20 protein-coding genes are annotated in these 23,089 nt (G+C 60.1%); 14 read left to right on the forward strand and 6 right to left on the reverse strand.

Translation table 11 applies throughout. The features are described 5' to 3' along the window. Positions 1 to 1,620 carry a DUF2300 domain-containing protein gene (locus ACA047_RS03515; protein WP_497356714.1) on the forward strand — a complete coding sequence of 540 codons (1,620 nt, stop codon included), beginning with the start codon at positions 1 to 3 and terminating at the stop codon, positions 1,618 to 1,620. 3 nt (positions 1,621 to 1,623) lie between these two features. Beyond that, on the forward strand, positions 1,624 to 2,457 hold the full coding sequence (locus ACA047_RS03520; protein WP_497356716.1) for a YfaP family protein: 834 nt from the start codon (positions 1,624 to 1,626) through the stop codon (positions 2,455 to 2,457). Between the two features lie 206 nt (positions 2,458 to 2,663). On the opposite strand, the gene ACA047_RS03525 is transcribed toward ACA047_RS03520, so the two are convergent. The 6 genes from ACA047_RS03525 to ACA047_RS03550 are packed head-to-tail and all read right to left on the reverse strand — an operon-like array spanning position 2,664 to position 8,407. Next, entirely contained in the window at positions 2,664 to 3,596 is a 933-nt protein-coding gene (locus tag ACA047_RS03525; protein ID WP_497356718.1) for a phosphatidate cytidylyltransferase, read from the reverse strand. Position 3,597: 1 nt separating this feature from the next. Beyond that, entirely contained in the window at positions 3,598 to 4,218 is a 621-nt protein-coding gene (locus tag ACA047_RS03530; protein ID WP_497356720.1) for a lysophospholipid acyltransferase family protein, read from the reverse strand. Positions 4,219 to 4,227: 9 nt separating this feature from the next. Then, a complete protein-coding gene (locus tag ACA047_RS03535; RefSeq protein WP_497356722.1) occupies positions 4,228 to 4,683 on the reverse strand; it encodes a hypothetical protein in 456 nt (151 codons plus the stop codon). Then, the gene (locus tag ACA047_RS03540; RefSeq protein WP_497356724.1) at positions 4,673 to 6,016 is read right to left on the reverse strand and encodes a phosphatase PAP2/dual specificity phosphatase family protein; all 1,344 of its coding nucleotides are present in this window, start codon (positions 6,014 to 6,016) and stop codon (positions 4,673 to 4,675) included. Before ACA047_RS03540 ends, ACA047_RS03535 begins: the two co-directional genes overlap by 11 nt. Continuing rightward, positions 6,016 to 7,773, reverse strand: coding sequence for a bifunctional alpha/beta hydrolase/class I SAM-dependent methyltransferase (locus ACA047_RS03545; protein WP_497356726.1), 1,758 nt, complete (start codon positions 7,771 to 7,773; stop codon positions 6,016 to 6,018). The genes ACA047_RS03540 and ACA047_RS03545 overlap by 1 nt, the downstream gene beginning before the upstream one ends. 10 nt (positions 7,774 to 7,783) lie before the next feature. After that, positions 7,784 to 8,407, reverse strand: coding sequence for a CDP-alcohol phosphatidyltransferase family protein (locus ACA047_RS03550; RefSeq protein WP_497356728.1), 624 nt, complete (start codon positions 8,405 to 8,407; stop codon positions 7,784 to 7,786). Positions 8,408 to 8,731: 324 nt separating this feature from the next. Here ACA047_RS03550 and ACA047_RS03555 point away from each other — a divergent pair, with 324 nt between their 5' ends. The 12 genes from ACA047_RS03555 to tnpC all read left to right on the forward strand — a co-directional run bounded on the left by ACA047_RS03555 (position 8,732) and on the right by tnpC (position 21,800). Next, positions 8,732 to 9,994, forward strand: coding sequence for a cystathionine gamma-synthase family protein (locus ACA047_RS03555; RefSeq protein ID WP_497356730.1), 1,263 nt, complete (start codon positions 8,732 to 8,734; stop codon positions 9,992 to 9,994). A gap of 151 nt (positions 9,995 to 10,145) precedes the next feature. After that, on the forward strand, positions 10,146 to 11,576 hold the full coding sequence (locus tag ACA047_RS03560) for an amino acid permease (RefSeq protein WP_497356732.1): 1,431 nt from the start codon (positions 10,146 to 10,148) through the stop codon (positions 11,574 to 11,576). Between the two features lie 60 nt (positions 11,577 to 11,636). Continuing rightward, a complete protein-coding gene (locus ACA047_RS03565) occupies positions 11,637 to 12,527 on the forward strand; it encodes a LysR substrate-binding domain-containing protein (RefSeq protein ID WP_497356734.1) in 891 nt (296 codons plus the stop codon). Between the two features lie 16 nt (positions 12,528 to 12,543). Beyond that, positions 12,544 to 13,923, forward strand: coding sequence for a threonine synthase (gene thrC / locus ACA047_RS03570; RefSeq protein WP_497356736.1), 1,380 nt, complete (start codon positions 12,544 to 12,546; stop codon positions 13,921 to 13,923). Positions 13,924 to 13,932: 9 nt separating this feature from the next. Continuing rightward, positions 13,933 to 14,370, forward strand: a complete 438-nt coding sequence (locus ACA047_RS03575) for an Lrp/AsnC family transcriptional regulator (protein ID WP_497356738.1) — start codon at positions 13,933 to 13,935, stop codon at positions 14,368 to 14,370. Positions 14,371 to 14,726: 356 nt separating this feature from the next. Beyond that, positions 14,727 to 15,785: a homoserine dehydrogenase gene (locus ACA047_RS03580; protein WP_497356740.1), complete on the forward strand. Its 1,059-nt coding sequence runs from the start codon at positions 14,727 to 14,729 to the stop codon at positions 15,783 to 15,785. Continuing rightward, a complete protein-coding gene (locus tag ACA047_RS03585; protein WP_497356742.1) occupies positions 15,782 to 17,194 on the forward strand; it encodes an aldehyde dehydrogenase family protein in 1,413 nt (470 codons plus the stop codon). Before ACA047_RS03580 ends, ACA047_RS03585 begins: the two co-directional genes overlap by 4 nt. Before the next feature lie 229 nt (positions 17,195 to 17,423). After that, on the forward strand, positions 17,424 to 18,428 hold the full coding sequence (locus ACA047_RS03590; RefSeq protein WP_497356744.1) for a hypothetical protein: 1,005 nt from the start codon (positions 17,424 to 17,426) through the stop codon (positions 18,426 to 18,428). 654 nt (positions 18,429 to 19,082) lie between these two features. Next, complete coding sequence (locus tag ACA047_RS03595; protein WP_497356746.1) at positions 19,083 to 19,433, forward strand: DUF6124 family protein; 351 nt, start codon at positions 19,083 to 19,085, stop codon at positions 19,431 to 19,433. A 73-nt stretch (positions 19,434 to 19,506) separates the two neighbouring features. Further along, positions 19,507 to 19,839, forward strand: a complete 333-nt coding sequence (gene tnpA, locus ACA047_RS03600; RefSeq protein ID WP_207203826.1) for an IS66-like element accessory protein TnpA — start codon at positions 19,507 to 19,509, stop codon at positions 19,837 to 19,839. Then, positions 19,836 to 20,171, forward strand: coding sequence for an IS66 family insertion sequence element accessory protein TnpB (gene tnpB / locus ACA047_RS03605; protein WP_201189253.1), 336 nt, complete (start codon positions 19,836 to 19,838; stop codon positions 20,169 to 20,171). The genes tnpA and tnpB overlap by 4 nt, the downstream gene beginning before the upstream one ends. Before the next feature lie 81 nt (positions 20,172 to 20,252). After that, the gene (gene tnpC / locus ACA047_RS03610; RefSeq protein WP_201189251.1) at positions 20,253 to 21,800 is read left to right on the forward strand and encodes an IS66 family transposase; all 1,548 of its coding nucleotides are present in this window, start codon (positions 20,253 to 20,255) and stop codon (positions 21,798 to 21,800) included. Positions 21,801 to 23,089 lie beyond the last annotated feature (1,289 nt).

The following is a 23,089-nucleotide window of genomic DNA, read 5'->3' on the forward strand; positions in this document are numbered from 1 at the left end:
ATGCGCAGGCCGTGGGTTGGGTGGCTGCTGTGCTTGATCCCTGCACTGGCGACAGCGCAGGACGAGCCGTTGCGCCTGGCCTTCGACGGTCAGCTGCTGCGTGTGAGCCAGACACAGGTGCTGGAACGCCAGCCGCTGCCCGACACCTTGCAGGCACCGCTGGGCAGTCTGTGGAAACTGTTCGTCTATGCCTGGCTGGTGGACACCGACGCCCGCGAGCCGGTTTATGAGTGCCGGGGTGAGTCGAAAGAAGAGGTTTATTGCTGCAGCGCCGGGAAAAGTATCGGGCGCGATCAGGCGCTGGTGAAATCCTGCGGCTTGTATTTCGAACCGCAGCGGCTCGGGCTCTCGGCCACCCGTTGGCGTGATTACTGGCAGGCCCGCCAAGCGCCTGCATGGCTGTTGGACTTGCCGACCTTGCAGCCTCAGACACAGGTTCGCGTCGCTGAACTGCTCAAGGCGCTGGCAACATTGCCGGCCCAGGACCAGGCCCGTCGGGTGCTGCTGGACGTGGTGCTCAACGCGGCGGACGGGCGACTGGTCGGCGAGTTGGGCAGTCGTCTGCGGGTCAAGACCTGGAGCTGGCTGGGTGATCAGGGGCCTTCGTCCCGCCAGGGCGGTTTCGCCGGTTGGCTGGCCGACGGCACGCCTGTTTGGGCCGGTGGACGCGGCACCAGTCAGCAGGTCTTGAAGGTTTACGGCGATGGATTGGCTGCGGCACTGCCGTCCCGCTGGCCGGCAGAAACAGGGCGCTGCGTGGAAGTGGGCCTGTTCGCCCGTTATCCCTTGCAACGGGTGATGTCGGGCGACCGGCCAGCCACGCCGGGTCAACTGCGTGGCGACTACCGCGTCGAATTCGCTAACGGCAACCAGTTGGATATCCACAGCGATGGCGAGCTGTTCCTGATACCCGGCAAACTGGTGGCGCGACTGGATCGGGAGGAGTACGTCGCCCGGGTCCTGCAGCGCGAAGCCAAGGCCGAACCCGTCGAAGCCGCCAAGGCGTTGGCCGTGGCGATTCGCACTTACCTGCTGCAAAACGCCCAACGTAACGGCGATTGCCTGAGCATCGATGACAGCAGCCAACGCCAGCGCGTCGCCCCGCGCCCGGCAGCGCCTGAAACCCGCGCCATCGCCGCCTGGACCAGCGACTTGGTCTTGGCCGGTACCGATGTCACTTATCACTCCGACCAAGCCGGCCCGGACAAATTGTCCTGGCTGCAAGCCGTCGAGCAAGCCAACGGCGGCCAGCGCTACGACGCCATCCTGCTCCATGCCTATCCACGCGCGAGCCTCAGCCGCTGGGACAATCCGGTGGCGTCCTGCGAAGCGCTGCCCGCCGCCCAGGACTGGCTGATGAAGCAACGGCGTGGCTGGCGTTCTCGGCTGGAAAGCGAAGTGGGCTACAACGAGATCAGCTCTTTCGCGGTTTGCCGCGTCGCCTTCGGCCGGCCTTATGTCGACCGTGAACGCCAGCGCATTTATGTGCGCGGCGTGCTGTCGCTTCAAGACCGCCTCGACCTGACTCATGAATATTTGCACCTGGCCTTCGAAGCTCACCCCAACGGCCAGGACGAAACCTATATCGAAGGGCTCGCCCGTCACCTCTTGCTGGAATAGACCATGACACTCCGTTATCCACAGGTCTTGCTGTTGCTCTGCGCCCTGACCGCGTTGCCACCGGCCATTGCCGCCGACAACATCAAGCTCGACACCCCGGTCGGCGGCTGGCGCAGCGGTGCGCCGGGCGGTGAAGGCGAAAACTTCAGCCAGACCGTCAACTACCCGGCCTCGTCGGTCAATACGCCCCAGGGCCAGGCCAACACCGCCCGCATCACCGGCCAGATCAAAGGAACGCCCAAGGACACCCGCGAGCCGGGCCAGCTCATCGTCAACGGCGTGAGCCTGCCGCTGAAACTTGACCCGCAAGGTCGCTTCGACCGGCCATTCTCGTTCCCCAACGGCAGCAACAGCGTCGAAGTGCGCAGCCCCGACGGCCAGCAACGCCACCGCACGCAATTCCTCAACACCAGCGGCGGCGCCACCCCGGCCAAACTGCGGGTATTGCTGACCTGGGACAGCGACGGCACCGACCTGGACCTGCACCTTATCACCCCGGACGGCGCCCACATCTGGTACGGCAACCGCGTCGCTCCCAACGGCGCCGCCCTCGACGTCGACGTCACCACCGGCTACGGCCCGGAAATCTTCGCCATGCCTGCGCCGATCAAAGGCCAGTACCTGGTGTATGTGAACTACTACGGCGGCGGTTATCGCAGCGAGGAAGACAGCGAGGAGGGCGGGGAACAAGTGGCGCAAGCGCAACAAGCCCTGACCACGGCGCAGGTCACCGTGATCACGCAAGAGGGCACGCCGAGCGAGAAGATGGAAACCTTCGTGGTGCCGATGCGGGCGGTGGGGGAATTGACGTTGGTTAAGAGTTTTAGTTATCCATAAGGGGTAATTGTCCAACGGCTGTTGGACAACTCAGCAACTGCTCCTTCCTCTCGGCAACCTTCGATTTTCGCTCGTCGGCCAGCCACAGACAAAACCGTGGCGAGGGAGCAAGCTCCCTCGCCACAAGAGCACTCGGCAGTGTGTCAATCGACATCAATGTTGACTGACATGCCCCTATCACGAGCAGGCTCGCTCCCACAGTTTTTTCAGGTCCACCAGTACCGCACCAGATGGAAGAAGATCGGCGCGGCGAAGCACACCGAGTCCAACCGGTCGAGCATGCCGCCGTGGCCTTCGATCATGTGGCCCCAATCCTTGACGCCGCGGTCACGTTTGATCGCCGACATGACGATGCCGCCGGCAAAACCCAGCAGGTTGATCAGTAACGCGATGAGGAACGACTGCCATGGATTGAACGGTGTGATCCACCACAGCGCGCCGCCGATCAGCGAGGCCAGGAGGATGCCGCCGACAAAGCCTTCGGTGGTTTTCGACGGTGACAGGTTCGGCGCTATTTTGTGCTTGCCGAACAACTTGCCGCACACGTACTGCAGCACATCCGACAGCTGCACCACGATCACCAGATAAGCGATCAGCAACAGGTTGCGTCCTTCGAAACCGGCGATGTCCAACGTCAGCAGGGCCGGCACGAAGGAGATGCAGAACACCGCGATCATCAGCCCCCACTGAACCTTGGAGGCGCGCTCCAGAAAGTGCGTGCTGTCGCCCCCCAGGGACGCCAGGATCGGCAGCAGCAGGAACACATAAACCGGGATAAAGATCGAAAACAGCCCGTACCAATCGAAGTAGATCAGCAGGTATTGCAGCGGCAGCGCCAGGTAGAACGCGGCCACCAACGCGGGATAGTCACTGCGCCGGGTCGGCGTCAGGGTCAAGAATTCGCGCAGGGCATAGAACGACACGGCGTAGAACAGCAGGATAACCGCGGCGTTGCCGAGCCAGAACGCAATGCCGATCACCAGCACCATGATCCACCAGGCATTGATCCGTGCGTTGAGGTTATCGATGACCGAGTTCGGCGCGCCTTTTGTCCGTAGCTTGAGAATGAAGCCGATCACAGAGGCCAGCAGCAGAATCGCGCCGATCCCGCTAAACAACATCAGGGTATATCTATCCATGTCAGACGTGCTCCGGGGCCAGTGCCAGCAGCGCTGCGCGGCTGCGTTCAAGAAATTGCGCTTTGCTCTCACCGTCTTCGATGCACAGCGGCGCGCCGAAACTGGTGGTGCATAACAGCGGCAAAGGCAGTACACGACCCTTGGGCATGACACGGTTGAGGTTGGCGATCCACACCGGGATCACTTCGACTTCGGGGTGACTTTTCATCAAGTGGTAGATCCCGCTTTTGAACGGCAGCAGGCCTTCCTCCGGATTGCGCGTGCCCTCGGGGAAGATGATCAGCGAGTCGCCGTTCTCCAGGGCTTCGAGCATCGGCTGCAGTGGATTGTACGAAGGGTCCTTGCGCTCGCGGTCCACCAGCACGCCATTGAACACCCGGTTGATGATGTAGCGACGCACCGGGCTGGTTTGCCAGTAGTCGGCGCCGGCGACGGGGCGAGTAAGCTTGCGCAGCGCCGGCGGCAGTGAGGCCCAGAGCAGCACGAAGTCACCGTGGCTGCTGTGATTGGCGAAGTAGATCCGCTGCACGGGCTGCGGCGCGCAGCCGAGCCACAGGCTGCGAGCGCCCGTGACCATGCGGGCTGCGGAGGTGATGAGGTTGGCGACCACGGGTTCGAACATAAGGATTCCTTATCCTGAGAAAGCTAGCCAGGGACTGGCCAGGATGAAGCCCAGCGTCAAGACAACTTGTGCGGCCAGCAACCGCGATTGCCGCCGTAACAGCAACAACGCGCCATGCCGGCGTTCTGTCCAGAGACGGCCGGCGCGTTCGGCCGGTTGCAGGCCAAGCGAGGTGAGGGCTTGATCCAATGTATAGGTTCGCTCGGCCAGCGATTGGGTACCGTCCGCCACGCGCTGAAACAGATCGGCATCAAACGCCACGCGCAACGCCCAGTATTTTTGCAGCACGCCGAGAACGAACAGTACGGCGCTCAACAGCAGCAACCAAGGGTCGATGACGCCCACCAGCCATTGCCCCAATCCCAGCAGCGCCGCCAGCAGCGTCAGCCCGGTGGAAAGCTGATCCAGCGAATGCCCCCGCCGCAACAGACTCGCCACGGTGTGGAGTTCCATATCACTGCTCATGCTCATCTCCCAGCCCTGTGGATAATTGCGCCAACGCCCGACGGTGCGCTGGATGCAGAACAACGCGCGGGCGAACTCGCTGGATTTGCACGATAGCCGCATCAACGCTCGCCGCCCGACCCGTGTGCAGCAACCAGGCAACCACAGCGGTGGCGCTGCGCGAATAACCCAAGGCGCAGCAGACCAGCACCGGCCCTTGCTGGCGCAGGTTTTCAATGATCTGCGCAGCCTTCAGGCACTGCTCGGCCGTCGGCGCCGTCAGGTCGAGCACCGGCAACGAGTGATAGGCAATGCCAGTGCTGTCCATGGACAATTCAGCGCAGAGGTCGAGCACCCCGGTAAACGCGCTGTCCTTTAACTCCATCGGCGTGGGCACTCGCCCCAGCCAGACGTTATCCGCCACCTGGTCCGGCAGCGGATGCTTGCGCGTCCAGCAACGGGAATTGACCCACGCCGCCGCCAGATAAGGCGCCAACAACCAACGCGCCGCCGGGCTCAACCGGCCATCGGCACGCTTCTGAAAGCCGCTGGCGTCGAACACCAGGTAATTGAGCGCAACCAACAGCAACGCCACCGCCGGCCAGATCAACCAGAGCCAAGCGCCGCCGAAGGCAAACGCCGGAATGAAAAACGCCGCAGCCCCCAAGCCATAACGCAACGCCAATTGCAGGCGGGTGCGGTCCCCAGTCAGACGCGCACTGTGCAGTGGACTGGGCCGATCCAGTGGCCACAACCAGACACACAGCCAACCGGCCAATGCGCCGGTAGGCAGGTCGATAAAGTGATGTTGATACGTGGTCAGCACCGACACGCCAATCAACGCGAACCAACCGTGCATCACCCAACGCCAGAGGCCCTGCAGGTGCCGCTGATAGCAGACCCAGAGCACCACCAGCAACGCGATGTGCAGCGACGGCGCTTGATTGAACGGCTTGTCGAAGCCCGCCAGCACGTCGAACAGCCAACCGAATACGCCATCCAGTTCCGGCCGGGCAAAGGTAAAGCGCAACGGCCAGATCAGGAAGCAACTGACGGCAATCGCCTGCGCCGTGAGCAGGCGCAAGGCATGGCGCTTGAGTTCTTCGCGGCGGGTGGGCAGCAGCAGGGACAGGCCGTAAAGCAGATCGATCGACCAGTAGGGCACGATGGTCCAGGCCATGAACGGCATGTGGCTTTCCCAACCGAACACCAGGCTGCCGACGTCGTCACGCTGGGACGTGACCCACGTGGCGAAGCCATAGGTGCTGAAGAACAGCGGCGCCAACAACAGCAACCACAGCACCGCCGGTTTCAGCAGCGCGGGCTCGCGGGCCGGTGCGATGACAGCGCTCATCATTGCACTCGCTGAGCCAGCGAAACGCTGAAGATGCCCCATTCATCGACCCGCTGCGTGATCTTGCGAAACCCTGCGGCCTCAACCAATTGGTCCATTTCGGCCTGACTGCGCAGACGCATGACCCAAGCCTGCCCGGCGCGGTGGCTGGTGAGGGCGCGGGCGATCAGTTCCAGTTGCGGGTGCCACGGCTGACCGGTGTAAACCAGGTAACCGCCGGGCTCCACGGCTTCGGCCAGGCCGGCCAGCGAGCCGCCCACCAGCTGATTATCAGGAAACAGCTCATACAGGCCGGACACCACGGCGAGGGTCGGTTTTGGCTCCAGGGCCGCCAGGTCCTGGCGGTCGAAGGCGTCACCTTTGACGAATTGAGCAATGTCGCCCAAGCCTTTTTCGAGAATCAGCGCACTGCCGTCCCGCACGTTGATGTCGCTGTAATCGCGCAGCAGGATCGACTCGGGCAACGGACTGACGCCTTGCAGCGCTTCGAGAATATAACGGCCATGACCGGCGGCGATGTCGACGATGCGCACCTCGCGGCTCTGCTCGCGCAGCTTGCCCATGGCCAGGCGCAGCAGTTCTTCGACGTGCAATTTGCGCTGGCGAATGCCGCGCCAGCCGATGGAGTTCAGGTAGTTCTGGTCAATCATTCTGCCCAGCGGCGAGGTGCCGGTGGGGCGATTGCGGTAGACGTAATCCAGGGTGCTGCCGGAGTCGAACCCGGTGTCGAAGCCCAATTTGACCCCGGCCGACAACGTGCTGCCAACGCGCATGCTGGCGCGGGTCATGCGCCAGTAAAGGTCGCGCGGCGAATTGTGCGGCAGGGGCGTTGCCAGGGATTCGGACTCGGCGCAGCTCGCGCCCAGGCGATCGGCATCGAGCAGGGACGGGCGGTTCAGCGGTCGTGCAAAGTTTTGCAGAATGAAACGTCGGGCACTGGCAATGGCCGGTGCTCGGTTTTTCTCGCCGAGGGTGTCGTGGAAGAACCCCGGCAGGATGTGTTTTTCCTTGTGCACACTGCCCAGCCGCTCGAAGAACTGCTCCTGGGGTTTGCGATGCACCACAAAGTCGGAACCGGAGATCAACAGCTGCGTCGGCACCTGAATCGCCCGGGCATCGGCTACCACCCGGTCGGCGGCTTCGTACAGGCCCAGCAGCACGTTCACCGAAATGGCTTTGGTGATCAGCGGATCGCTGTCGTAGGACGCCACCCGCTCCGGGTCATGGCTGAGGAATTTTGCCTTGACGTAGCTGTTGACGAAAAAATTGCCGCGAAACTTGCGCATCAGCGCCAGGCCCGGGCGAGCGAAAGGCACGTAGAGCTTGACCTTGAACGCCGGCGACGCCAGCACCAGCGAGCGAATGCGCGGCGCGTAGTCGTGGACCCAGGTCGACGCGATCACCGCCCCGACACTTTGCGCCACCACGGCGATGTTCGCCTCGTCAATCTGATGCGTCGCGCCGATGTGATCGCAGAACGTCTGCACATCCCGCGCACTGGTAGCAAAACTCGGGCTGTCGCCCCGGGCGCCAGGCGACTGGCCATGGCCGCGTGCGTCCCAGGCAAAAAAGTCGAACCCGGGCAAATCCAGCTCATCCACCAGATGCGCGATGCGCCCGGAGTGTTCATGACCCCGGTGAAACAACAACACAGCCTGACGGGGCTCGCCCGGATCCGCCGCGACGGCCGGCCAGTGCCGGTAGAACAAGGCCACGCCATCGTGGGTGGTGAACGTCAATTCCTGGGCTTGGCGCATTGCAACTTCCTTATGCTGAGGGAGCGTTTTCCGTCACTTGGTCCAGGCCATGACGCACCCGATTGACCAAGGTATAAACCAGCAGGGCGGCCACCACCGCCATCACGCCATTGACCCAGAGCGCCCCGAGCCAACCCAGGGCAATACCGGTCGCCAACACGCCGCACACAAAGGCGCGATCACTTTTACCCATGGGCCCGTCATAACACCGCGAAGCCCCCACCATCGCCCCCAACACACCGGCGTATTCGCTGAACAACGCCAACAGCGTGACCAACAACACGAGCAATAGACTGGCATCGGGAACCAAGGCAAACGGCAGGATCAAGGCAACGTCGGCGATGATATCGCATAGCTCATTCAGGTAGGCGCCCAGGTGCGACTGCTGGCCAAACTCCCGGGCCAACATGCCATCCACCGCGTTCAATGCCATGCGCAGGAACATCCAGATTGGCACCAGCACGAATATCCATGGATGACTGGCGAACCAGGCGATGACCGCCCCCACCAGCACGGAAACGATGCCGGCGAGCAAGGTGACTTGGTTGGCGGTGATGCCGTTGTTGAAGAGGCGTTGGACCGTGGGACGGAGCAGGTTTTGGAAGGCGGGTTTGAGTTGGTAGATGGAGGGCATTTGGGGTGAGATCTCGGCCGGTTGCGGGGCTGGGCTTGTTCAGGTGCGAGATTACGACAGGTTGAGGGGGGGCTGGCGGGTATTTCTTGAGAATGAGTGCGGGTAGGCATCTAAAACGAAATTACCTGTGCAAAGCATCGCCAATGTGGGAGCGAGCAAGCCCGCTCCCACAGGTTTATCGGTTTACTTGTCGCACTCAGCCATTAAAAAAAGCAGTCCTTTGGCACCGATAACATCGTTTCTCGGGCGCGCTGCTTTTCAATATATTGGCCCCCAGACCCGGTGAATGGCTCAACATTCACCCCCTTAGTGTGAGTAGCCGTAATGAACAATAAACCTGACAACGCAGGGCTTGATAACGCGGGAGCGGGAACCCGGGCGGTCTGGGGTGGGGAGCAAGTCAGGCACCCTTACAACGCCACTCAAACACCCATCGTGGTCAGCGCCGCGTACGGTTACGACGACATCGACGTTTGGTACGACGTCGCGTTGGGCAAGTCGCCAGGCTTTATCTACAGCCGCATGAGCAACCCGACGGTCGAGACTCTAGAAGCAAAAATTGGCGAGTTGGAAATGGCCGAGTCTGCCGTGGCTTTCAGCAGCGGCATGGCGGCGATCAGCAGTGTGCTTTACACCTTCCTGGCCCATGGCGACCGGGTGGTGTCGACCAAGGACAGTTACGGCGGCACCAACAAGATTTTCGAAGAGTTCCTGCCGCGCATGGGCGTGGCGGTGACCTTGTGCGAGACGTTCGATCACGAGGAGATCGAGCGTGAAATCGCCAAGGGTTGCCAGTTGGTGTACCTGGAAACGCCGACCAACCCGACCCTGAAAATACTCGATATCCCGCGTCTGGTGGCGGCGGCCAAGCGTGTCGGCGCCGTGGTGGTGGCGGACAACACCTTCGCCACGCCGCTGAATCAGAACCCGCTGGCCTTGGGTGTTGACGTGGTCATCCACAGCGCGACCAAGTTCCTCAGTGGCCATGGCGACGTGCTCGGCGGCCTGGTGTGCGGCAGCGAATCCTTGATGGCCAAGGTTCGGCACTATCGGGAAATCAACGGGGCGACGCTCGACCCGTTCTCGGCCTACATGATCATCCGAGGCATGAAAACGCTGGTGCTGCGCATGCGTCAGCAGCAATGCAGTGCCCGTGTCCTGGCGGAGTACCTCTGCACCGAACCGTTGGTGGCGTCGGTCAATTATCCCGGCCTGCCCAGCCACCCGAACCATGCGGTGGCGTGCGCGCAGATGTCCGGCTTCGGCGCCATCGTCAGCTTTGTTCTGGTCGGTGGCATGGACACGGTCAAGGTGCTCTTGCCGCGTCTGCGCTTCGCCCATTGCGCGGGCAATCTTGGCGCGGTGGAAACCATTTACGGCCCGGCCCGGACGACCAGCCACGTCGAGAACACGCTGGAGGAACGCCTGGCCCTGGGCATCTGCGAAGGGCTGGTGCGGGTGTCTGTCGGCATCGAAGACACCGACGATCTACTGGACGATCTGAAGCAGGCGTTCGCCTTTGTCAAAAAAACGCGGAATGAACTAAACCCCCAATTAAATGAAACATGCACCGAGACTGCAAACTGAAGTTAGAACGTTGATACCCCGCAACAAGGCCGTTAGTGGGGAGTTCATGAATAGGAATAATAATAAAGCTTAGTGGCGACCTGTTTTTACGCTGCCGCGTAACTTATCGCAGACGTTAATCCGCGCCCTGACCACTTTCATGAGAACAACCATGTCCATAAAAGAACAACAACTCATCACGCGTGCCGGTTTTAAACAGGAAATGCAGACGCGCCATATTGTCATGTTGGCATTGGGTGGCGTCATTGGTACCGGGCTGTTTCTCACGTCCGGGTACACCGTTAACCAGGCCGGTCCCTTGGGGGCGGTGATCGCCTACATCATCGGCGCACTCATGGTTTACATGGTGATGATGTGCTTGGGCGAATTGGCGGTGCAGATGCCGGAAACCGGTTCGTTCAGCACCTATGCCACGCGTTATCTCGGCCCCGGCACCGGCTACACCGTGGCGTGGCTGTACTGGCTGACCTGGACGGTGGCGATCGGTTCTGAATTCACCGCGGCGGGCATTTTGATGTCGCGATGGTTTACGGATACGCCCGTATGGATCTGGAGTGCGCTGTTCGCAGGCTTGGTGTTCCTGACCAACGTGATCTCGGTGCGCTTGTTCGCTGAGACCGAGTTTTGGTTATCCCTGGTCAAAGTGATGACCGTGGTGGTGTTTTTGCTGATCGGCGGTGGCGCCATTCTCGGCCTGCTGCATATCGATCAGGCTCACAGCATCGGGTTGAGCAACTTCACGCGCGAGGGACTTTTTCCTACCGGTTTCATGCCGATTGCCATGACATTACTGGCGGTCTCCTTTGCGTTTTCCGGCACTGAACTGATCGGCATCGCCGCGGGTGAAACCAAAGACCCCCAGCGCAATGTGCCGCGTGCCATTCGCACCACGGTGTTGCGCCTGGCAATCTTTTTTGTGGGGACCATTTTCGTCCTGGCGACTTTGTTACCCCGTGAGCAGGCCGGGCTGGTGGAGAGCCCCTTCGTCACGGTGTTTACCTACATCGGGATTCCGTACTCCGCCGACATCATGAACTTCGTGATCATCAGTGCCTTGTTGTCGGCCGCCAACTCCGGTTTGTACGCCGCCTCGCGGATGCTCTGGACCTTGAGCGACCAAGGCCACCTGCCCAAGCAGTTCTCGGCCCTGACCCGCATGGGCACACCGCTCAACGCCATTATCGTCAGCATGGCCGGTGGCGCCGCCTCGTTGCTCAGCAGCGTGTTTGCCGCCGACACCATCTACTTGGCGCTGGTGTCGATCTCCGGTTTGGCCGTGGTGGTGGTGTGGATGAGCATCGCCGCGAGCCAGATGGCGTTTCGTCGTCACTATGTGGCCAATGGCGGCAATGTTCGCGACCTCAAGTTCCGCGTCCGCGGTTATCCGTGGGTGCCGCTGGGGGCGCTGGTCTGCTGCAGCCTGGCGTGTGTCGGGATTGCTTTCGACCCTGAACAGCGGGTGGCGCTGTACTTCGGTTTGCCGTTCATCGCCTGGTGCTATTTCGTGTATTACATTACCCGCAAAAGCCGCGAGCGACGCTTGTCGGTCGGCCTCTTGGCACAACCGTCCGATGCGTTCTAGCCGCCGTCGACGGGGCGGGCAAGCGTGCTCGGTGCAAGGGGTGTCAACGAGGTCCAGACCATGAAGCAAAAGACGTTACCCCCATTGAACTGGCTGCGGGCATTCGAGGTGTCTGCCCGTTGCCTGAACTTCACCCACGCCGCCGAAGAGCTGTTTTTGACCCAGGGGGCGGTCAGCCAGCAGATCCGCCAATTGGAAAGCCATCTGGGGGTGGCGCTGTTCAAGCGCTTGCCCCGAGGCCTGGGGCTGACCGAGGAAGGCCAGGCGTATCTGCCGGTTGTGCAGGACGCGATCACTCGACTGGCGGTGGGGACCAACGAGATTTTTGGCCAGCACAAGCGCCGGCCGATCAAGGTGCGCGGCAGCCTGGCGTTTTTCGTGCACTGGCTGGCACCCAAACTGGTGGGCTTTCGCCAGGCCCATCCACAGGTCGACATCCGCTACATCAGCAACATCTGGGTCAAGGAGCTGGACGGTGAAGACGACATGGAAATTCGCTGGGGCCATGGCCAATGGTCCGGCCTGGTGTCGCAGCGACTGACTTGGGACACGCTGTTTCCGGTGTGCTCGCCCGCCCTGATGGCGAGCTCGCCACTGCGGGTGCCGGCGGACGTGGCGAACCATCCGCTGCTCCATGTGCTGGGTTACGAAGAGGGCTGGGGGTATTGGCTGAACATGGTCGGTGCGGACAGCGTTGATTCTTCGACGGGCATGCAGTTCGACACGCTGGTTTGTACCTTGCGCATGGCCGAACTGGGGCAGGGGATCGCCCTGGCTCGCTCGTCGATGGTGGCTGATCTGCTTGAAGATGGGCGGCTGGTCGAGCCCTTCACCCAGCGCATCGAAGCCAGCGAGTCGTTCTACCTGGTACGCGGTTCTGGGGCCGACCAGCACCCTGACGCGGTGATGTTTTCCACCTGGCTGGTCGAGCAGGCACATCGTTATAAATAAATGGCCGGAGCCAACCATGCGCTATGTGAGTACCCGGAATTCGGCTGTGCAGGTTGATTTTGAAAAGGTCGTGTTGTCTGGCATTGCCGAGGACGGCGGGCTGTTCGTACCGCTTGAGCTGCCGCAGTTTGAACCCCAGGACATCGCCAACTGGTCGACCTTGCCCTATGACGAATTGGCCTATCGGGTGATGAGCCCGTTTGTCGGCGAGGCGATCGCCGAGGCCGACTTCAAGCGTGTGCTCAAGGAGGCTGGCAGCCAGTTCAGCCATCGCTCCCTCGCGCCCTTGCATCAGGTGGATCGCAACGAGTGGGTCTTGGAACTATTCCACGGGCCGACCCGTTCCTCGAAGGATTTTGCCGCGCAGTTGCAGGCGCGGCTGGTGCAATATTTTTTGCGCAAACGCCAGCGTCGCGCGGTGGTGATCGGCGCCACCAACGGCGACACCGGGTTGGCCGCCATCGAGGCCTTCAAACACTGCGATGAAACCGACGTGGTGGTGATTTACCCGGAGGCTGGCGTCCCGCAAGAACAACTCCAGCACCTGCAAGCGGTGGCGCATCCCAGGGTGCATCAGTTCGCGGTCAATGGCAGCTTCGACGAGTGCCAGACCCTCATCACCCGACTGTTCCGGCAATGGCCGTGCACCCGGCACGAGGCGATCAGTTTCAACTCCAGCAACTGGGTCAGTGTCATGGCGCAGCTGGTGTTTTATTTCCACGCCGTGCTGCAATTGGGCGGCGGTCAGCGCCCCATCGGTTTCAGCGTGCCGGCGGCGAGTTTTGCCGAAGTCTATGCCGGCTACATCGCGCAGAAAATGGGCTTGCCGATCACCCAGATGATCGTGGCGACCAACCAGAATGATGCGTTGCATCAGTTTTTCCTGAAGAACCACTACTCCAGGTTGCGCGCCAACAAGACCTTGTCGCCGGCCATGGACCTGTCGATCTTTTCCAACCTGGAACGGTTTCTTTGGGAGCTCTACGGGCATGACGCTCAGGCGGTGAGCGCGCTGATGGAAACCTTTGAAACCAGCGGCGAGATGACCATCGCCAACGAGTTCTGGTTGCAGGCGCGGATGATCATCGACTCTTACGCGGTCACGGATGAGCAGACGTTGGAGGAAATCACCTCGCTGTACCGCGACACCGGTTACGTCATCGACCCGCATACCGCCACCGGCGTTCTCGCGGCCCGGTTGTACCGCCGAAGTTTGGTGGCACCGATGGTGACCCTGGGGGAAATCTCACCGGCCAAATCGGCGGTGCTGCTAGGCGAACTGGGGATCAGCATAGCGGCGCAACACCTCCCGCCCGCAGAGTATGGCGCGGCGCAGATTTACCGGATTCAACCGGACGACCTCGACACCCTCCACCAACTGCTCGGCGCGCTGTAAGGAGGCCACGTGAAGCGAATTCTGGACCCGCTCGATGAACGCATCATCGCCGAACTCCGGCTCAACGCCCGGGCCGCCCACGCCGAGCTGGCGGCGAAGGTCAACCTGTCACGCAACGCCGTGCGCCAGCGCATCGAACGGCTCGAACGCGACGGCGCGATCCAGGGGTACACCGTGCGCACGGGGGAGGGCGGGCAAGCGTCTTCGAACATCAACGCGGTGATCTTCGTCTACCGCTACGACCGCATGCGCGGTGCGGAAGTGTTACAGGCCCTGCAGGCCATGCCGGAAGTGCTCCAGTGCGATGTGATGAGCGGCGAATTCGACCTGATGCTGCGAGTCGGCGCTGCGAACCCGGAGCGGGTGCATAAGGTTTGGAAGGAAATCTCCGCGTTGCCCGGGGTGGAAAACACCGTGACTTCGTTTGTGCTGTCGTCGGTGGTCTAGCCCCGTTATCCGTCTAAGCGATGACCTCCTGTGGGAGCGAGCCTGCTCGCGATAGCGGTAGACCAGCCGACATCAATGTTGACTGACATGGCCCTATCGCGAGCAGGCTCGCTCCCACAAAGTCATGCTAGCCGCCACAGATCAACCCCAGCCACAGGTATTCCCTCACCACAAATGGACCGCGTCAACCTGACTGCAAAGCCAACTCACATTGGTTTTTTTCCATACCTGACGCTTCGCCCAAACCCTGGTCAAAACGCCCATAAAATAGAGCAAATTGACCTATTTCACTGCCCTGCCTGGGCCCCTAACCTAGATCCCAACAACCCATCACCCGGATCAAGGGCATAACAAAAATGACTGAATACAAACTGGCGCTGGTCGGCTTCGGCGGTGTGAACCGGGCATTGGCTCAACTGATTGCCGAGCGAAACGAAAGCTGGAAAACCGAACTGGGTTTCACCCTGAAAATCGTCGGCGTGACCGACCTGTTCCTCGGTTCGGTGATGGACCGCCACGGCCTCGACGCCGCGTCGCTGGCCAAACTGCCGGCCGTTAAAGGCGCCATGGCGCAACTGCCCGGTGGCACAGTCGATGCCCTGAATGAGGCGGTGATCAAGGATTGCGGCGCCGACATCATTGCCGAAGCCACCTTCACCAACCCGGTGGACGGCGAGCCGGCCACCTCGTTCTGCCGCTGGGCGCTGGAACGCGGCAAGCATGTGGTCACCACCAACAAGGGCCCCATCGCCTTGCACGGCGCCGAGCTCAAAGCACTGGCCCGGCGCAACAACGTCGCCTTTGAATACGAAGGTTCGGTGATGAGTGGCACGCCGGTTATTCGCCTGGCCAAGCAGTCCCTGGCCGGCAGCTCGATCGTCGGTTTCGAAGGCATTCTCAACGGCACCTCCAACTTTGTGCTCACCTGTATGGAAGGCGGGCTGGGGTTCGCCGAAGCGGTCAGCCAAGCCCAGGCATTGGGCTACGCCGAAGCCGATCCGACAGCAGATGTCGAAGGGCATGACGTGCGCCTCAAAGTGGTGATCCTGGCCAACGAACTGCTGGATGCCAAACTCACCGTCAACGACGTCACCTGCAGCGGCATTTCCTCCCTCGGCCTCGACGACATTGAAAAAGCCCGGCAAAACGGCGCGCGCTGGAAGCTCATTGGCGCGGCCACGCGCCAGGCCGATGGTTCGATCAGCGCCCGTGTCGAACCGCGCCTGTTGAACAACGATCATCCGCTGGCCAGCGTCAGCGGCGCCACCAACGCCGTGTCGTTCACCTCCGAATTGCTCGGCGCCGTGACGGTTTCAGGACCGGGCGCCGGGCGTACGGAAACCGCATTCGCGTTGCTCTCGGACATCATCAACATCCATCAATCTGCTGCGCGCAAACAGGAGCAAAGCCTGTGAACGTCTCCCGTCTGGCCCTGGCGGTCGTCGAGCCGCACATCGAAGTCCTCAACCCGTTTGACGGCAGCGTCGTTGGCACCGTCGCGGATGTCTGCGCCTCGCAAGTCCCACAGTTGCTCGAGACCGGGCGCAGCGGTGCGCGAGCGTGTGCCGCGCTACCCCGTCATCGCCGCGCAAGCATTCTCGAACAAGCGGCACTGAACATCGAACGCGATGCCAAAGCCTTCGCCCGGCTGATCGTCGACGAAGCCGGCAAGACCCTCAAACAGGCCGAAAAAGAAGTCAAACGCTGCATCAACACCCTCAAACTGTCCGCCGAAGAAGCCAAGCGAAACGCCGGCGAAGTGGTGCCGTTCGATGCCTACGAAGGCGCCGAATCGCGCCAAGGCTGGTTCACCCGCGAACCCCTGGGCCTGATCGTCGCCATCACCCCTTACAACGACCCGCTGAACCTGGTCGCCCACAAACTCGGCCCCGCCATTGCCGGCGGCAACGCGGTGATCCTCAAACCGTCCGAGCTGGCGCCGTTGTCGGCCCTCAAACTGGTGTCGTACCTGGTCGCCGCCGGCCTGCCAGAAACGGTGGTCACCGTTGCCACCGGCGGCGCGGAACTGGGCAAAGCCCTGGTCGCCGCCCGCGACGTGCGAATGATCTCCTTCACCGGCGGCTTCGTCACCGGCGAACAAATCGCCCGCAGCGCCGGCCTGAAAAAACTCGCCATGGACCTCGGCGGCAACGCCCCCGTCATCGTCATGGGCGACTGCAACCTCGACGCCGCCGTCGAAAGCTGCGTCTCCGGCGCCTTCTGGGCCGCCGGCCAAAACTGCATCGGCACCCAACGCCTGCTGATCCACGCGCCGATCTACGCAGCCTTCCGCGAACGCTTCGTCAACCAGGCCCAAGCCCTGGTGGTCGGCAACCCACTGCTCGCCAACACCGACATCGGCCCAATGATCACCCAACAAGTCGCGCAAAATGCCGAACAAGTCGTGAACGAAGCCCTGCAACAAGGCGCCACCTTACTCTGCGGCCACCGCCGCCAAGGCACCTGCTACGCCGCCACCGTACTGGAAAACGTCGACCACACCAGCCGCCTCTGGCGCAACGAAGCCTTCGCCCCGGTGGTGGTGTTGCAGCCGTTTGAGACGTTTGATGAAGCCATCGCCCTGGCCAACGAACCTGATTACAGCTTGCATGCCGGGATCTTCACCAACAACCTCGCCACCGCTATGAGCGCTGCGCGGCGAATCGAGGCAGGGGGCGTGATGATCAACGACTCTTCTGATTTTCGTTTCGATGCCATGCCGTTTGGCGGTTCCAAGTACGGCAGTTTGGGCCGGGAAGGGGTGCGCTTTGCCTATGAGGAAATGACACAGCCGAAGGTGGTTTGTTTGAATACGTTGGGGTGATTCGTCAGTTCGTTGGCATTGGGCAGGTTTGGACACCTGCCCGATGTTTTTTTGGCAGCATCCCAAGGGCCTCGAGTCTCGTGTTTCACAAACATTTTTCAGGGGCTGTCGGCCAAATCGTCCTGACTCATCTAAGCTGAATTTTCCTGGAAAATGCGCCAAGTGCCTTCCCACACGATGCGGCCAATCCGGCTTGCGGCACCGCTCAGCAGCCAGGCGGGAGGAAAAGATGCCGAACTTGCTGGTGGTGGTCTGGGACTTCGATACACGCAGATTAAGAGTCCCCGTCGAGAATAGTCTTCTCTGCATACAGCTTAGAATCGGGGCTTTGCTGTACATGGCGAGAACTGCCTTCGCCAAACATGTCGATCGACATAAACTGGATTATTGCCTTGTCGTCGCCCCCGAGTATCTTTTCTCCAAGGAAATGCCTGTCTCGTTTATTTCGGAGGAAGAAAAAGAAATCATCCGGGCAACATTGGTAGATATTTCAAAGAGAAATCCATGGCTGATACTGGTCCCAGGCACGACGCTTTGGTTCAAATCAATGTTGCGCCCAGATTCCAGGATGCTGAAAAGGGAAACCAAGCAGTTGAAATCATGGGGGCAGGCCAGAAATATCAACAAGGCAAAATATGGTGCGGAAATGGATGCGGTTGTGAATGAAATCCCGGAGCGGGACCTCATGAACAAAGGGATTTATGGCGATTATGCAAAGGCTACGAAGGAGCGGATTGCAAAAATCGACACAGAAGGTTCAGAAGCCAGCGACGGAATCGTTAGAAATACAGGCTTCATCTTTTGGAATGGAAACGTTTTTTACCAGCATAAACGTTACCCCAATATAGGAAACGATGGGCTGGAAGAACTGAATAGCGCGCAGTTCTGGGACGATAAGATATTCATGCCGGGCAGTTATCGAGAAACCCCTGCTGTCCATGGGCTGCAACTCGCTTTGGAAATATGCGCAGAGCACTTTATTGGCGCGACGGTTTTGCATAAGAACAACGCCCTGGATTTTCATATCCTGGTCTCGGCCAGTATTGCTCTCGATAAAACTCGTGTAGGCGTAAAGCATGGGGGGTATGTGGTTCATGCTGATTCAGAGGGCAGTTCAGTTTACCGGCGCGAAGGCATGAACTTGGTTCAACTCCAAGCCATTGATGAAACCGAAATAGGCTTGTTGGGTGTTGAAGCCGGTCGCGCCAGGAGTTTTGTTTGCGCGATTGCGTAGACCGAGCCAGAGCTCGTCTGCCGAAAGAGCTGCGGTGGATGTGAAATCCAGAGCCGGTGCAAATTGATCTGTTGGCAAGGCTTACTCGGGCAGGTCTGCTCATCTGCCCAATGGTTTTTGCGTAATCCCTGCATTCTCCCGCCCATTCGCTGGACATCCAAAACCCTCAACCCACTACAGTCCCCTGTGGGAGCCTGCTCGCGATAGCAGTGTGTCAGCCCCCGTAACCCTCAAATATCATGTCGCCACCAACGACACCCCCCGTGTACTCAAAATCGACTTTCGACGACATGATCAACCCAACATCCCGGCCAGCTGTTTATCGTGACGCCCCGGGACTAGCCGCGACCGACATCGCCTTGCGCCATTGCCTACAACTGCGCCAGAATCCGCCGGCTTGTGCGCCCTTGGCCGCGTCGGTAACTTGGATCTGTCACTGCTCATCAGTGATCGGGTTTAGTCGCCCGTCGTTGCTAAGTCGCTTAAGCGTCCATCAGTCAGGTATTCCCATTCCTGCACTCGATGGTGGCTGTGCGCAGGGCGCCCTCGGGCGCGCCGATTTCTTAGCTCGTCGGTCGACTAACCTGCGTACAGCTGCCTCCCAATCGTTTAGTCGCGAGCGGGTCGTAGCCTCAACCAGAGATAGCTAAGGCTATGGTCAAAATTACACCGAACCCTCCAGTTACAGACGAACCTGTATCCCGCGTTCAATCGAGCCGCAACAAGAAGCTCGACGACGCCGCCACCCGGGCGTTGGATTTCTATCTGAACCCTACGCCTGAGAAAGAAACGTCTGACAACCCCAACACCATCTTCCGTATCGCACCTGATGTTGATTCGGAATGCCTGCTTGCCAATCTCAGTGAAAACCTAGCTTCGGCGAATGCCATGATCAGTGATTTGGCGTTTGATCTGGATGGGTCGCGACGGCATGTTGCATTGGGGATTCAGCAGGTGATTGAGCTGAGTGAGTTGTGTATGCGTCCGGCCAACACACCTTCCTGACCCCGACGCCAAAGGCGATGGTGTCCACCTGATTTAAGTGGACACCATTTCTAGCCTTTTAAGCGGGTCTTTCATGCAGCCACAACGCCGTTCCTACTCCAAATCCTTCAAGGCCCAGGTCATTCAAGAGTGCTCCCAGCCCGGGGCCTCGATTGCCAGCGTTGCGCTGAGCCACAGCCTCAACGCGAACCTCGTCCATAAATGGATTCGAGTGCAAACGCAGAAAGCCATGGCGCTGCAACCTGCTTTCATTCCGCTGCCCTTGCAGTTAGCCGGAGCAAATTCGCAAGCCGCGTCATCGACTATCTGCCTCGAAATCCCACACCCGCGCGGCACCGTGAAAGTGAACTGGCCGACCGAAAGCGCCGCTGCCTGCGCCACCTTTCTGCGAGACCTGTTGCGATGATCCGCATCGACTCCATCTGGCTCGCCACCGAGCCGATGGACATGCGCGCCGGCACCGAAACCGCGCTGGCGCGGGTGGTTGCAGTGTTCGGTGCGGCGCAGCCGCACTGTGCTTATCTGTTTGCCAATCGCCGCGCCACGCGCATCAAGGTGCTGGTGCACGACGGGTTGGGTATCTGGCTGGTAGCGCGCCGCCTGCATCAAGGCAAGTTCTTCTGGCCGGGTTCTCGACACGGCTCTCAGATAGAATTGGGTGCCGAACAGCTACATGCCCTGGTGCTGGGTTTGCCTTGGCAAAGAGTCGGGCCTGGCAGCGCGATTTCCATCGTATAACACCTGCCATGGCCACCCAGGCCGTGCAATTGTCCGATGAGCCTATCGTCGGTTTTAGCCTGCTCTGGCAAAATCGGCGGCATGACTTCACTGCCCAATCTCGACCAACTAAACCCTGAACAACTGCGTGCTCTGGCGGCGCAGTTGATGCAGCGTGTCGAGAGTCTCGATCAGAAAATCGAGACAATGGGTAAGAAGATCCACCGCGACCAAACGGTTATCGAAAAGCTGACCCACGAGATTGCGCAACTCAAGCGCTTCAAGTTTGCCAAGCGCAGCGAGCAACTGAGCCCGGATCAAGCCAGCCTGCTCGATGACCTGATCGACACCGACATTGCGGCCATCGAGGCTGAACTTGAAGCGCTGAAACTTGCTCCCGCTTCGACCGAGGTTCGGCAAAAACCTAAACGCACCGCCTTGCCGCCGCAGTTTCCGCGCACTCTGATCCACCACGAACCCGACAACAGCCATTGCCAGTGCGGCTGCGCTCTCAAGCGTATCGGCGAGGATGTCAGCGAGAAACTCGACTACACGCCGGGCGTGTTCACCGTTGAGCGGCACATCCGTGGCAAGTGGGTCTGCGATCAGTGCGAAACCCTGATCCAGGCACCGGTTCCGGCGCAGGTCATCGACAAAGGCATCCCGACCGCGGGGCTGCTGGCCCACGTCATGATCGCGAAGTTCGCCGACCATCTACCGCTCTATCGCCAGGAATCGATTTTTGGTCGAGCCGGTTTGGCTATCGCGCGTTCGACCCTGGCGCAATGGGTCGGCAACTGTGGCGTGCAGTTACAGCCGCTGGTCGATGCCCTGCGTAATACTGTCCTCGAACATGGCGTAATCCACGCCGATGAAACGCCGGTGCAGATGCTCACGCCGGGTGCGAAGAAAACCCATCGAGCCTATGTCTGGGCCTACGCCACCAGCCAGTTCTCGGAATTGGCGGCGGTGGTTTACGACTTCAGCCCTAGCCGCGCCGGAGAACACGCCCGCAACTTCCTGCAAGACTGGAAGGGCAAGCTGGTCTGCGATGATTTTGGCGGCTACAAGGCCAGCTTTGAACTCGGCGTGACCGAGATCGGCTGCATGGCTCATGCGCGGCGCAAGTTCTTCGAGCTGCACGCCACCAACAAGAGCCAGCTTGCCGAGCAGGCCTTGAGGTACATCCAGCGGCTGTACGAAATAGAGCATGAAGTCCGCGACCTGGAACCGGATTTACGCCGCCGAATACGGCAAGAAAAAGCCGTACCGGTGATGGACGCTTTGCATGCCTGGATGATCGCCCAGCGCCAGCTCGTGCACGACGGCTCGGCTATTAGCAAGGCTCTGGATTACAGCCTCAAACGTTGGACGGCGCTGTCGCGCTATCTCGATGACGGTGCCGTACCCATTGACAATAATTGGGCCGAGAACCAGATTCGGCCATGGGCGTTAGGTCGCAAAAATTGGCTGTTCGCTGGGTCACTGCGCAGTGGCAAACGTGCAGCCGCGATCATGAGCTTGATCCAATCGGCACGGCTCAACGGACATGATCCGTATGCTTATTTGAAGGACGTCCTCACGCGCCTGCCGACGCAGCGGGCGAGTGCGATTGCCGAACTGCTGCCGCATAGATGGCAACCGGTTTAGTTGCGCAAGACGGTATGCCCGGCCGCACTTTCATCCGAAACCTCCTGCACTTTATTCAGCGCATCGAGCATCTGTTCTGCACCCGCCTGGCCAATCAATGGAATCAATATGCGGATAGCTGCCCCGTTTCGATTTCCATCAGCCAGGCCAACGAGTCTGTGCCACCACCTTTGCTTCTGAGCGCAAGGTAGAGATTTCCCGGCGCTCCTGGTGACCTTGACGGGGTAGCGAAGCCCTTCGCTAACAACGGGGAAGAGGTCGATAGCCTTTTGCAAACTTGAGGCGGCATCCTCCGCCCGTTGTCGAAGGTTCGCCGTATGTAGTGGTCAATCAGGTGCAGCAACGTGTCGCCTCTCGTGATGATCGACACACGAAACTGTTCCGCAAAATTCTCGGACAACTCAGCTATTTTCGGAGGGAACCGAGCAGGCTTCCCTCCGTCAACATCCTTCTTGGCAGTTTGGGTGCTTTGGGTGCGCGCTCTGCCCCGACCGGCACCATCACCGATCCATATAAACCCAGGAACGCCCCGCACCACACTCACCCAACCCTTATAAGCACCCACTGAGCACTCAGCGAGCCCTAATCCGCACCTAAAAAACACCGTCTATTTCTCGACGACTTTCAACTGAAAGCACCGTAGACGCACCTACGCCACACCATCTCAACCCGGACGCCACCCCTAACGCCCCGACACAACCCAGATCAGCACTCATATCGCACCGAAGGCGATATTGTCGTGGCGCACATGGACCCAATTCAGGTTCATTCACGCCTGCACTGGTCAAACCAGCATGGGGCTCCGGTTGCCTGGTCACGCAAGGGGGGCCAAGCCAAAGCTAAAACATGGCCAATTGAATTCCGGCAAACCGATGGAGGGTGGCTGAAAACACTCTCGAATCAGTGCCAAATTTGGGGGACAGAAATCAGTTAAAACACCGTCTAATGTAATTATACGAACTGACCCATGTGTTACCTCTGTTTTCCTGCTCTCCCAGGGTGCAAGACGGGATGCCCGGACGCATACTGAGTTGTTGGCTAATCGGGCTTTGGATGTTGCTGAGGTGAGGTAGGCGGGGGATTGATTGCCCTCAGGTATGAAAAAGGTCTTGCATAGCAAGACCTTTTTTGTGGCCGAGAGCCTGGAGCGATGAGCTCTCAGAAAAAAAGGGGGAGGACGGATTTATTTTTTGCTTCTTTGCTGCGCTGAAAGCGTTCATGGAAGGAGAAGTCAGATACGCTCAGGATTCGGAAAGATAAGTCTGTCCACTTTTGGTGTCGGTTTACCC

This window comes from Pseudomonas sp. LBUM1664, from assembly GCF_059695895.1.

Bases quoted from the DNA above. Each gene is read 5' to 3' on its own strand.
- ACA047_RS03550 (WP_497356728.1), bottom strand. From the start codon at position 8,407: ATGCCCTCCATCTACCAACTCAAACCCGCCTTCCAAAACCTGCTCCGT.
- ACA047_RS03545 (WP_497356726.1), bottom strand. From the start codon at position 7,773: ATGCGCCAAGCCCAGGAATTGACGTTCACCACCCACGATGGCGTGGCC.
- tnpB (WP_201189253.1), top strand. From the start codon at position 19,836: ATGATCCGCATCGACTCCATCTGGCTCGCCACCGAGCCGATGGACATG.
- ACA047_RS03520 (WP_497356716.1), top strand. From the start codon at position 1,624: ATGACACTCCGTTATCCACAGGTCTTGCTGTTGCTCTGCGCCCTGACC.
- ACA047_RS03530 (WP_497356720.1), bottom strand. From the start codon at position 4,218: ATGTTCGAACCCGTGGTCGCCAACCTCATCACCTCCGCAGCCCGCATG.
- ACA047_RS03525 (WP_497356718.1), bottom strand. From the start codon at position 3,596: ATGGATAGATATACCCTGATGTTGTTTAGCGGGATCGGCGCGATTCTG.
- ACA047_RS03540 (WP_497356724.1), bottom strand. From the start codon at position 6,016: ATGAGCGCTGTCATCGCACCGGCCCGCGAGCCCGCGCTGCTGAAACCG.
- ACA047_RS03515 (WP_497356714.1), top strand. From the start codon at position 1: ATGCGCAGGCCGTGGGTTGGGTGGCTGCTGTGCTTGATCCCTGCACTG.
- ACA047_RS03580 (WP_497356740.1), top strand. From the start codon at position 14,727: ATGACTGAATACAAACTGGCGCTGGTCGGCTTCGGCGGTGTGAACCGG.
- ACA047_RS03595 (WP_497356746.1), top strand. From the start codon at position 19,083: ATGGTCAAAATTACACCGAACCCTCCAGTTACAGACGAACCTGTATCC.
- tnpC (WP_201189251.1), top strand. From the start codon at position 20,253: ATGACTTCACTGCCCAATCTCGACCAACTAAACCCTGAACAACTGCGT.
- ACA047_RS03590 (WP_497356744.1), top strand. From the start codon at position 17,424: ATGCCGAACTTGCTGGTGGTGGTCTGGGACTTCGATACACGCAGATTA.
- ACA047_RS03555 (WP_497356730.1), top strand. From the start codon at position 8,732: ATGAACAATAAACCTGACAACGCAGGGCTTGATAACGCGGGAGCGGGA.
- tnpA (WP_207203826.1), top strand. From the start codon at position 19,507: ATGCAGCCACAACGCCGTTCCTACTCCAAATCCTTCAAGGCCCAGGTC.
- ACA047_RS03560 (WP_497356732.1), top strand. From the start codon at position 10,146: ATGTCCATAAAAGAACAACAACTCATCACGCGTGCCGGTTTTAAACAG.
- ACA047_RS03535 (WP_497356722.1), bottom strand. From the start codon at position 4,683: ATGAGCAGTGATATGGAACTCCACACCGTGGCGAGTCTGTTGCGGCGG.
- thrC (WP_497356736.1), top strand. From the start codon at position 12,544: ATGCGCTATGTGAGTACCCGGAATTCGGCTGTGCAGGTTGATTTTGAA.
- ACA047_RS03565 (WP_497356734.1), top strand. From the start codon at position 11,637: ATGAAGCAAAAGACGTTACCCCCATTGAACTGGCTGCGGGCATTCGAG.